Source organism: Nostoc sp. UCD121, assembly GCF_014222285.1.
Taxonomy (GTDB): Bacteria; Cyanobacteriota; Cyanobacteriia; order Cyanobacteriales; family Nostocaceae; genus Nostoc.
In genome coordinates, this window is sequence record NZ_JACKZS010000249.1 from 1 (window position 1) to 10,259 (window position 10,259).

General features: G+C 43.5%; 7 protein-coding genes, 3 pseudogenes and 2 CRISPR repeat arrays. Of the genes and pseudogenes, 9 read left to right on the forward strand and 1 reads right to left on the reverse strand.

Annotation, left to right across the window (positions count from 1 at the left end; all coding sequences use genetic code 11):
• Positions 1–63: 63 nt before the first annotated feature.
• The 4 genes and pseudogenes from GNF10_RS31785 to cas6 all read left to right on the forward strand — a co-directional run.
• Positions 64–726, forward strand: a pseudogene (locus GNF10_RS31785) (RNA-guided endonuclease InsQ/TnpB family protein); the annotation flags it as partial.
• A gap of 16 nt (positions 727–742) precedes the next feature.
• Positions 743–1,438, forward strand: coding sequence for a CRISPR-associated endonuclease Cas1 (cas1, locus tag GNF10_RS31790; protein WP_260445961.1), 696 nt, complete (start codon positions 743–745; stop codon positions 1,436–1,438).
• A gap of 25 nt (positions 1,439–1,463) precedes the next feature.
• Positions 1,464–1,757 (forward strand): CRISPR-associated endonuclease Cas2, encoded by a 294-nt coding sequence (cas2, locus tag GNF10_RS31795; RefSeq protein ID WP_163927040.1) that lies wholly within the window; start codon positions 1,464–1,466, stop codon positions 1,755–1,757.
• A gap of 219 nt (positions 1,758–1,976) precedes the next feature.
• Positions 1,977–2,390: direct repeats of the CRISPR family, unit length 36 nt; unit sequence GTTTCCGAAGCCTATTACCCCGCAAGGGGACTGAAA.
• A gap of 69 nt (positions 2,391–2,459) precedes the next feature.
• Positions 2,460–3,611: a CRISPR-associated endoribonuclease Cas6 gene (gene cas6, locus GNF10_RS31800; RefSeq protein ID WP_185582171.1), complete on the forward strand. Its 1,152-nt coding sequence runs from the start codon at positions 2,460–2,462 to the stop codon at positions 3,609–3,611.
• A 261-nt stretch (positions 3,612–3,872) separates the two neighbouring features.
• Positions 3,873–4,576: direct repeats of the CRISPR family, unit length 37 nt; unit sequence GTTTCCATTGACTAAATCCCCTCACGGGGACTGAAAC.
• A 542-nt stretch (positions 4,577–5,118) separates the two neighbouring features.
• Here the strand turns inward: cas6 and cas12k are convergent.
• Positions 5,119–5,847: pseudogene (gene cas12k / locus GNF10_RS31805) on the reverse strand (type V CRISPR-associated protein Cas12k); the annotation flags it as partial.
• On the opposite strand from cas12k, the gene GNF10_RS31810 reads away from it, so the two are divergent.
• From GNF10_RS31810 to hsdR, 5 genes and pseudogenes are all read left to right on the forward strand, one after another.
• A complete protein-coding gene (locus GNF10_RS31810) occupies positions 5,840–6,619 on the forward strand; it encodes a restriction endonuclease subunit S (RefSeq protein ID WP_185582172.1) in 780 nt (259 codons plus the stop codon). The pseudogene cas12k and the gene GNF10_RS31810 overlap by 8 nt on opposite strands.
• Complete coding sequence (locus tag GNF10_RS38100) at positions 6,616–7,317, forward strand: helix-turn-helix domain-containing protein (protein WP_221643498.1); 702 nt, start codon at positions 6,616–6,618, stop codon at positions 7,315–7,317. Before GNF10_RS31810 ends, GNF10_RS38100 begins: the two co-directional genes overlap by 4 nt.
• 142 nt (positions 7,318–7,459) lie before the next feature.
• Entirely contained in the window at positions 7,460–8,035 is a 576-nt protein-coding gene (locus GNF10_RS38105) for an ATP-binding protein (RefSeq protein WP_221643499.1), read from the forward strand.
• 22 nt (positions 8,036–8,057) lie between these two features.
• Positions 8,058–8,204, forward strand: a complete 147-nt coding sequence (locus tag GNF10_RS31820) for a hypothetical protein (RefSeq protein ID WP_185592223.1) — start codon at positions 8,058–8,060, stop codon at positions 8,202–8,204.
• Positions 8,201–10,180, forward strand: a pseudogene (gene hsdR, locus GNF10_RS31825) (EcoAI/FtnUII family type I restriction enzme subunit R); the annotation flags it as partial. The gene GNF10_RS31820 and the pseudogene hsdR, both read left to right, overlap by 4 nt.
• Positions 10,181–10,259 lie beyond the last annotated feature (79 nt).

Here is a 10,259-nt window from a genome sequence, read left to right on the forward strand (position 1 = left end):
GAGCAGGTAATATCTGTCTCTTCTTATAACTTTATTTTAGAAGCTCTTTTCTATGCAGCTTCATATTAAATTGGTATAAGCCTTGAGGATACGACGGTTCCATCTATTAAGCCTGATTTTAATCCAGATTTAATTACGGGTATTGACCTCGGTTTAAAAGAGTTTTTGACTACTTCCGATGGCAATGTTGTCCCAATCCCTCAGCATTACCGTAAATCTCAGAAGCGATTGCGTGTCATTCAAAAGCGTATTTCACGTCGCAAGAAGGGAAGTAATCGGCGTAAAAAAGCTATTAAGCAAGTCGCTAAACAGCACAAAAAAGTAGCTGATAAGCGCAAAGACTTTCACTTTAAAACTGCCAGTAATCTACTGAATAAATATGATGTTGTAGTTCACGAAGACTTAAACGTCAAAGGTCTTTCTCGTTCCATGCTAGCAAGGTCTGTGCATGATGCCGGATGGTCAAGCTTCCTGTCGATACTGACAACCAAAGCCGAAAATGCTGGGTTATTGGTAATTGCAGTGAATCCATCAGGTACGTCACAGGATTGTTCTAGATGTGGGGTGAAAGTTCCTAAAAAATTGCATGAAAGATGGCACGACTGCCCTAATTGTAAATGTAGTCTTGACCGTGATCATAACGCAGCGTTAAATATAAAAAATAGAGCCGACGGTCACGCGGTTCTTAAAGCTCAACGCCTCCTAAGCAATAGCCGGATTGGTTGAGAAGCCCACACTGAAATTGGTACTCCAATTCAGTGTGCGGAGTGTGTCACAATTAGTCAAAGCAATTGTGGTAGCCAAAATTCATAATCAATATCAGGTTTTGTATCGTCATCATGAGCGAGATAATCCTCTTAAAGAGCGTAAAAGTCTTGTTAAAAGCCAAAAAACCATAGATCAGGTCAGAGGAATTGAAGGTCTAGCTGCACGTGAATATTTTGCCTGTTGGCCACGGATGGTTGGAAAGCAATGGACATTTACGGGTCGAAATCGTCGTCCGCCTACTGATCCTGTGAATTCACTTCTCAGTTTTGCCTATGGCTTGTTGCGAGTTCAAGTAACGGCTGCGGTTCATGTTGCTGGGTTAGATCCTTATATTGGTTATTTGCATGAAGTCCATCATGGTCAGCCTGCAATGGTTTTGGATTTAATGGAAGAGTTTCGTGCTTTGATTTCTGACAATGTAGTACTAGCTGTATTGCATAAACATGAAATTCAACCTGACGATTTTAACGAAAGTTTAGGTGCATATCGCTTAAAGGATACTGCCAGGAAAACTTTTTTACAGGCATTCGAGCGCAAAATGAATGATGAATTTAAACATCCTGTTTTTGAGTACAGATGCACTTATAGACGAGCGATTGAATTACAAGCGCGGCTATTGGGTCGCCATTTACAAGAAGGGATTCCATATAAAGCTTTAGCTTTACGTTAATTATCATTTATCGAAAAATCTGACCATGACTACTCTGTTTTATTTAATAATTTACGATCTGCCTGATAACAAAGCTGCAAATAAACGTCGTACTCGCCTACATAAAATGTTATCTGGTTACGGAAAATGGACGCAATACAGCGTTTTTGAGTGTTTTTTAACAGCAGTACAATTTGCTACGCTCCAAACCAAGATAGAAAAACTGGTTAAGCCTGAAGAGGATTCGGTTCGATTGTATATACTTGATGCAGGTGCAATTAAACGAACAATTACATACGGGTCTGAAATTCCTCGACAAGAGGAAACAATAGTCTTATGATTATGTAATCAGCTTGATGATTGGCAAGCCGAAGCGGGGTCAAAAACCCTGGGGATCTGCCAAAATCGCCAGAACCTTGACAAGTAAATAGTTACAGCGTTTCAGTAATCGAGAAAGTTGCAAATTAGTTGCAATAAGCCAGGCTGAAAATGACCTTTTTTTTCGATCTGCCAAAAGCATTCCCAGGAAGCTTGCTCCGTAACAGTTTCAGACCGAGCGGTTTCCGAAGCCTATTACCCCGCAAGGGGACTGAAACATCAAATGCTGACCTGGGTAAAATCGCTTTATTGGCGGTTTCCGAAGCCTATTACCCCGCAAGGGGACTGAAACTCTAGCAAAATACTCACAAGCAGCAGGACTAGAACCAGGGTTTCCGAAGCCTATTACCCCGCAAGGGGACTGAAACATATCTATACAAATTGATCTGATATAGCTAGGGACTGCCAGTAGTTTCCGAAGCCTATTACCCCGCAAGGGGACTGAAACGTGGTTCTGGTGGTATATCAGGCTGTTCCCCCAGTGGGTTTCCGAAGCCTATTACCCCGCAAGGGGACTGAAACCGGCGTTCAGCCTACAACAGATTTAATTGAGGAAGAGTTTCCGAAGCCTATTACCCCGCAAGGGGACTGAAAGATTGAATCATAAAGTCAAAGAGGATGGAAATTGCGTACAATATTGAGCATTATTTTAAAGCCATTAGTAATGCCAAGAGCAGCTACATCTACTAGTCGTAAACCAAAGCCAAAGCAAAAATCTGTTGCTTCTGTTGTGACATGGGCAGATGAAACAGAATTGGTGGGATTAGTGTTTGAACTGGAGTCAAGTGCTTCTGCTTTGCTTTATTCGCAGTACACGATTGGGCTGCACGCATGGCTTCTGGAGCAGGTAAGACAATTCGACCCAGACCTTTCAGCTTATCTTCATGATGGAGAGTCAGAAAAACCCTTTAATATTTCAGCGCTGTCGGGTCAACTAGTTGCTAGTGGCAAACAACTACGATTAGAAGCGAATCAAATTTACTACTGGCACGTGAACGCTTTATCTCAACGGGTAGCACAGTTTCTCAAACACTGGTTAACTCAACTACCAGAAAGGTTAGATTTAAAAGGTGCATCTCTAGAGATAAAACAGGTGAGCATAGCCTATGCACCAACTACTTACAGACAACTACTCTCATCATCCACAAATAGACCTTTTACAATCAGTCTAAGTTTTATTTCACCTACAAGCTTTCGTCGAAAGGGAAATCATTTCCCTTTGCCGGTGCCAGAAAACCTTTTCCATAGTTATTTGCGGCGATGGAATGATTTTTCAGGGATGCCAGCAGAACAAGAATCTTTTCTCAAATGGATAGATGAAGGGGTGGTTATTCATCAACACCGTTTGGAATCAGAGAAAGTGGCAGCAGGGAAGCGTGGGTCAGTCACAGGTTTCACAGGTGCAATCTCATTAGGTTTAACAAAAGCAGCTTTAGGGAACTTTGAATTTAGTGAGTTGTTTTATGCTTTAGTACGGTTGGCTCCTTACTGTGGCACAGGGCATAAAACAACTTTTGGGCTAGGACAAACTCGTTTGGATTGGGTAGAGCAGGAAACGAGTAAATCGATACAGTTGCTAACAAATCTGCTGGGAGAGCGAATTGAGGAACTGATAAAATTATTTACTGCACAACGCAAACGGACAGGAGGAGAGCGAACAGATAAAATTGCTGTTACCTGGGCAACGATTTTGGCGCGGCGGGAGATGGGGGAATCATTGAAGGTAATCGCCGAAGATTTAGAGATGCCGATCTCGACTGTGAAAACTTACGTGAAATTAGCCAGAAAATCCCTAAAACAAGAAAATAATAGTTGAAAACCTTTGCTTGTGGACAAGGATAAGTAATTGTTTTATGATTGGGTTATCAAATTGATGTTTGGCAAATCGAAGCGGGGTCAAAAACCTGGGGGTTCTGCCAAAATCGCCAGAACCTAGACAATTAAATAATTACAGCGTTTCAATAATTGAGGAAGCTGCAAATAATTTGCAATAAGGACGGCTGAAAATGACCTTTTTTTCCGATCTGCCAAAAAGCCTCCCAGGAAGCCTGCTCTGTAACAGTTTCAGCACCGAGCGGTTTCCATTGACTAAATCCCCTCACGGGGACTGAAACTCTTGTAAAAATTCCCATTCATTAAAGTTGTCTGGGTTTCCATTGACTAAATCCCCTCACGGGGACTGAAACATATTTATTGATTGAATGAACTTTCGATCAAATCTTGGTTAAGGTTTCCATTGACTAAATCCCCTCACGGGGACTGAAACCTGCGATCGCATTCTGCTGGTTGTTCAGAATAGCCGTTTCCATTGACTAAATCCCCTCACGGGGACTGAAACCAATTACTGCTTTAAAATGGCAAAGGCTAGTGAATGTTTCCATTGACTAAATCCCCTCACGGGGACTGAAACTTCCTAATGGGTAGGGAATGAGGCTAACGCCTAAAGTTTCCATTGACTAAATCCCCTCACGGGGACTGAAACATGTTCCGTGCAACTTTAGGCTGGATTGCTTGAACAGTTTCCATTGACTAAATCCCCTCACGGGGACTGAAACACGCATCATGAAGCGCTAACATTGTGTGCCCACCATTGGTTTCCATTGACTAAATCCCCTCACGGGGACTGAAACATCAATCCATCGTTTAAAGCTCTTTTTAGTATTTCGTTTCCATTGACTAAATCCCCTCACGGGGACTGAAACCGACATTTGGAAGATTGTGGAAAACTCTACAAGTAGATAGGGGTTTCCATTGACTAAATCCCCTCACGGGGACTGAAACCTGTGGTGGATTACGAATGTACACCACCCCTAGCCGGAATGGTGGTTGAAACCTTGCCGTCTAGACCCCTTGCAAATAAAGCTTTTCAGATACAAATTTGGCATATCCCTTAAAAAGCTTCTTTCGTCTCGCATCAAAAAACTAAATCAATTGGCACACTAGTCTCTGAAATTAAGACATCACAAGGGTTTCAAAGTTTTGGCGGGACTCCAGGGATTTTGCCCCCGCTTTGACACGCCAAAAAAATATTTGGAGGGTTCCCCCGACGAAGGGGGTGATTCAGTAGCCACCACTGTGGTAATCCACACCGTTATGAATAACGATTATGGCTAAAAGCCTTACTCCTTATTGCTGGGAGCGCACCTATCCTGTCTTGCGACAGCAGCATCAGAAGCGGGCAGCTACCAGGGTCAGAAAGCATGACGGTCTTCCAACCGCCAAACTAACCCAGATTTTTCACAGTACATTGGCTCAAAAGAGCATGAACTGCGGCGCTGTTATAAAAATATTATATTGTCAAGGTTCGGATTAGTGAATTAAATTTAAGCAGCTTGACGTTCTTGGTAAGCAAAGACGGCTAAATTTCCCGCCTTTTCATGTGGACTACCTTTGATTGGCTGTGTACCAATTTCAGTAGAAATTCCGACTTTTGCAGCTTGGGATTTAATACTCTCAATTAATCGACTGTAACTCCAGCGATGAATGCTTATACAATATTCTTTGGCATATTTTTGTTGAGCTTCCTTGTAACCAGGACATTTCTTTTCTGCTCTGGATTGGATTTCGCTACTGATTTGCTCACGCATATCGCGGAGTTTTGGGATAACTATGCTGTCTGCTTGATAGGTTTTGGCGATCGCAATAATTGCATCTGCTATTAATCTATCTATATATTGCCCTAACTCTGATTCACCAAAGGAGTTTGGCGCATTCTGTTTCTGAGCTTTGTGGCGTTCGTGAGATAGGCGTTGCTGTTGCTGACGATTGAGAAGATTGTAGTTTTCACCAAGTAGTTGTTTGACGCTGCGATAAGCTAGAACTTCATTTTTAACAACATCTACCACCGCTACTGTGACTGGCTTTTTTAGACCAAAACTAACGCCAACTAGGATTGAAGGTTGACCTTGATAATTAGGCTTGCTGGGACGAGGGAAAGGGTTATTAATTCGATCTAGCATTGATTGCTGACGAGTGATAAAAGCTTGCTGTTTATCTTTGAGGTCAGCTTTCTGTTTTACCTTCGTTAAAGTTTTGGTAATTGTGGTGACTTTGGATGAGGCTTTTGAGGGGATTGATAGAGCGATCGCAAACACCAAGAAGAACCTCGCCAACTCCCGCCAATTATTTGAAAGCTATCTAAATGACATCTTCATCCAGAAAAGCGACGAGTGGGAAGAGAATAAATTAGGAGATATAGCAACTTTTAGAAATGGTCTTAACTTCACAAAAACCAGTAAAGGTGAATCAATTAAGATTGTTGGGGTTAAAGATTTCCAAAACCATTTCTGGATACATGAAGATCAATTAGATTCCGTAACAATAGATGCAGAGTTAAAGGAAATAGATATACTCCGCAAAGGAGACATATTAACTGTTCGGTCAAATGGAAATAAAGAATTAATCGGGCGTTGTATACTAGCGGGTGATATTTCTGAAAAAACATCTCACTCTGGATTCACAATTAGAATTCGTATAGAAAGAGAAGATATTTATCCTCAGTTTATAGTCCACTTTTTAAAATCTAGAGAGCTACGAAAACAGCTAACAGAGAGTGGAGGCGGAATTAGCATTAGCAGTCTTAATCAACAGGGTCTTTCATTAATCATAATGAGTTTTCCTCCCTTTATAGAGCAAAAAGCTATTGTTGCAAAAATTGATGAATTAGCGGTCGAAACCCAACGTCTCGAAGCCATCTATCGCCAAAAAATCGCCGCACTCAACGAACTCAAACAATCCATCCTGCAAAAAGCCTTCACTGGAGAACTCACCGCAGACACCGCCAACCATACAACAAAAGTCGCTCAAGAGGTAAGTGCTGCATGATTACCCTTGAAACCCTTGAAAATTGGCTGAATGCACCCGCAGAAACAGAACGGCTAGAATTCAAAGAAGCCAAGCTACAGTATGATACAACCAAATTATTGCGTTACTGCGTGGCTTTAGCCAATGAAGGTGGTGGATATCTGGTTTTGGGCGTAACCGATAAGCGCCCACGTCGTGTCGTAGGTTCTCAAGCTTTTCTATCCCCAACCGACCTCAATGATATCAAAGCTCGCATTGTAGAAAAACTCAGATTTCGGGTAGACGCTACAGAATTGCAGCATCCTGATGGACGAGTACTGGTTTTTGAAGTACCAACCCGTCCCGTTGGGCAACCATTAGCGTTTGATGGAGCCTACTTAATGAGGGCGGGAGAAGATTTGGTGCCGATGACACCAGATGTACTCAAGAGAATTTTTGCAGAAGATCAACAAGATTGGTTTTGCCAACCTGCCCGATGTGACGCTAGCCCGGACGATGTAATCGCCCTCCTAGATACCCAAACATACTTTGAACTGCTAAAAATTCCCTATCCAACTACACGCGATGCCGTCCTAGAACGATTGCAGAGCCAACATTTAATCAAACCAACAGCACATGGTTGGACAATCACAAACCTAGCTGCCATCCTTTTGGCAAAAAAACTGGATGCCTTTTACCCTGCCTTGGCTCGTAAAGCCCCCCGTGTTGTTGTGATTTGAAGGTATAAATAAACTAGAAACTCGCGATGACAAGACAGGCAACCGAGGATATGCCGTTGGCTTTGAAAGATTAGTAGATTTTGTCCACTCAGCAGCACCGCAAAATCGTTTTATAGAGGAAGTTGTGCGGGAAGAAGTAAAGATGTTTCCGAAACAGGCTTTACGAGAACTTATTGCTAATGCTTTGGTGCATCAGGATATTCTAGCAACAGGTACTTCAGTGACGATCGAGATGTATAGCGATCGCATTGAAATATCTAATCCCGGCATTCCGCCTATTAAGGTAGAGCGATTTATTGATGAAAATCGCTCCCGTAACGAACAACTCGCAGACATAATGCGACGTTTCGGTATATGTGAAGAAAAAGGCAGTGGCATTGACAAAGTTGTAAACGCAGCAGAAGTGTTTCAACTACCCGCGCCAGATTTTCGAGTAGGTGACACACGCACTACAGCAGTGCTGTTTGCCCATCAGGATTTTGCCAATATGAGCAAAACAGACCGAATTCGAGCCTGCTACCAACATTGTTGTCTGCTGTATGTCAGCAATCAACGAATGTCTAACCAAACCCTACGGGAGCGGTTCCGTCTAAGTGACTCGCAAGTAGCAACCGTTTCTCTGATTATAGGAGCTACTAAAGAAGCTGGCTTGATCAAGGCTGACGAATCCGAATCAACCTCTACCCGCTATGCTCGCTATCTCCCTTTTTGGGCATAAAAGTGTTTTAACGCAAACCGAGATGAGCCACTCCCAAATGCTCAAACCCTTGCAAAATCAACAAAAAAGTGTTTTAACGCAAATCGAGGTGAGTCACTCTCAAATCCTCAAACCCTTGCAAAATCAACAAAAAAGTGTTTTAACGCAAATCGAGATGAGTGAGATATGAACGAAGCCGAAACCCGCGCCGAACTAATTGACCCCGCATTAAAAGCCGCAGACTGGGGAGTTATCGAAGGTAGTCGCATCCGCCGCGAAGTTATTGCCCCTGGTCGCTTAGTTGGCAATGGTAAACGCGCTCAATCAGACATCGCCGATTATGTCCTGGTTTATCGCGGTGAAAAACTCGCCGTCATCGAAGCGAAAAAACGCGACTTACGAGATACCGAAGGTTTAGGGCAAGCCAAAAAATACGCCGAAAAGTTGCAGACTCGATTCGCCTACTCCACAAATGGCATCGGAATCTACCAAGTAGATATGCACACAGGGGCAGAAGGCTACATCAAATATCCCACCCCGGAGCAATTGTGGCAAGCTACCTTTAGCGAAGATAATGAGTGGCGCGATCGCTTTGCTGCCATCCCCTTTGAAGACAAAAGCGGCACATGGGAAGCCCGTTATTATCAACACAATGCCATTAAGCACGTCCTAGAAGCAATCTGCCAAGGACAAGACCGGATTTTGTTAACAATGGCAACAGGCACAGGTAAAACCTTTATCGCCTTCCAACTCGCCTGGAAACTCTTTCAAAGCCGTTGGAATCTCAGCAGACAACCCACCCGTCGTCCGCGAATTTTGTTTTTAAGCGATCGCAATATCTTAGCTAACCAAGCCTATAACTCTTTCTCTGCCTTCCCCGACGATGCCCTCGTCCGCATCGACCCCGAAGCCATCAAAAAACGGGGTCGAGTCCCCAAAAATGGCAGTATCTTTTTTACGATTTTCCAGACTTTTATGACTGGACGGGACGACGCTGGCAATCATACGCCCAAATTCAGCGACTATCCCCCCGACTTCTTTGACTTTATCATCATTGATGAATGTCACCGAGGCGGAGGCAGTGACGAAAGCACCTGGCGGGGCATTTTAGAATACTTCTCCCCAGCAGTACAACTGGGACTCACCGCCACTCCTAAACGAAAATATAACGCAGACACCTACGCATACTTCGGCGAGCCAGTCTATACCTACGCCCTCAAAGACGGCATTAACGACGGGTTTCTTACTCCCTTTAAAGTCAGGCAAATCGAAACTAACCTAGATGAATATATTTACAGCACCGAAGATGAACTCATCGAAGGTGCAGTAGACGAAGCCAGAACCTACACTGAAGCTGACTTCAACCGCATCATTGAAATTAGCGATCGCGAACGCTATCGGGTGCAGTTGTTCATGGAAGAAATCGACCAGAATCAAAAAACTCTGGTGTTTTGTGCCAACCAACCCCACGCTCTAGCTGTGCGGAATTTAATCAACCAAATGAAGATTAGCAGTGACCCTAATTACTGTGTCCGCGTCACCGCCGATGATGGGAAACTGGGAGAACAGCACCTCAGCAACTTTCAAGACAACGAGAAAACTATCCCCACCATTCTCACCACCTCCCAAAAGCTTTCCACTGGGGTTGATGCCCGGAATGTTCGTAACATTGTGCTGATGCGTCCCATCAACTCGATGATTGAATTTAAGCAAATAATCGGTCGTGGTACTCGCCTATTTGAAGGGAAAGACTACTTTACTATTTATGATTTTGTCCAAGCCTATGAACACTTCAACGATCCTGAATGGGATGGCGAACCCCAAGAACCTGTTCTCGTCAAAATTGCCAGAGGCGGAGAGCAATCAGGTGCATACAACGACTCCATAACAGATGGTGGTATAAATAGAGGCAAAAATAGAAACGAAATTGCAGAAGTTCCCAACCCCAAAACCATCAAAATCAAACTCGCCGATGGTAAAGAACGAACTCTCCAGCACCGAATATCCACCAGCTTCTGGAGTCCAGACGGTAAACCTATGAGCGCCGCAGAATTTGTGCAACGTCTCTTTGGTGAAATTCCTGAACTATTCACAGATGAAGACGAATTAAGAGCAATTTGGAGTCGTCCTGACACCCGTAGAGCTTTATTAGAAGGACTGGCAGAGAACTGACTTTTCACGGGATGTGGAAAAGGGGATTGGTTCGCGACCAGCTATCGCGAACCAATCCTCTGGACTTAAGATA

Excerpts from the sequence above, each read along its gene's own strand:
- cas2 (WP_163927040.1), top strand. The coding sequence starts at position 1,464 with ATGACTACTCTGTTTTATTTAATAATTTACGATCTGCCTGATAACAAA.
- cas6 (WP_185582171.1), top strand. The coding sequence starts at position 2,460 with ATGCCAAGAGCAGCTACATCTACTAGTCGTAAACCAAAGCCAAAGCAA.
- GNF10_RS38100 (WP_221643498.1), top strand. The coding sequence starts at position 6,616 with ATGATTACCCTTGAAACCCTTGAAAATTGGCTGAATGCACCCGCAGAA.
- GNF10_RS38105 (WP_221643499.1), top strand. The coding sequence starts at position 7,460 with ATGTTTCCGAAACAGGCTTTACGAGAACTTATTGCTAATGCTTTGGTG.
- GNF10_RS31820 (WP_185592223.1), top strand. The coding sequence starts at position 8,058 with ATGAGCCACTCCCAAATGCTCAAACCCTTGCAAAATCAACAAAAAAGT.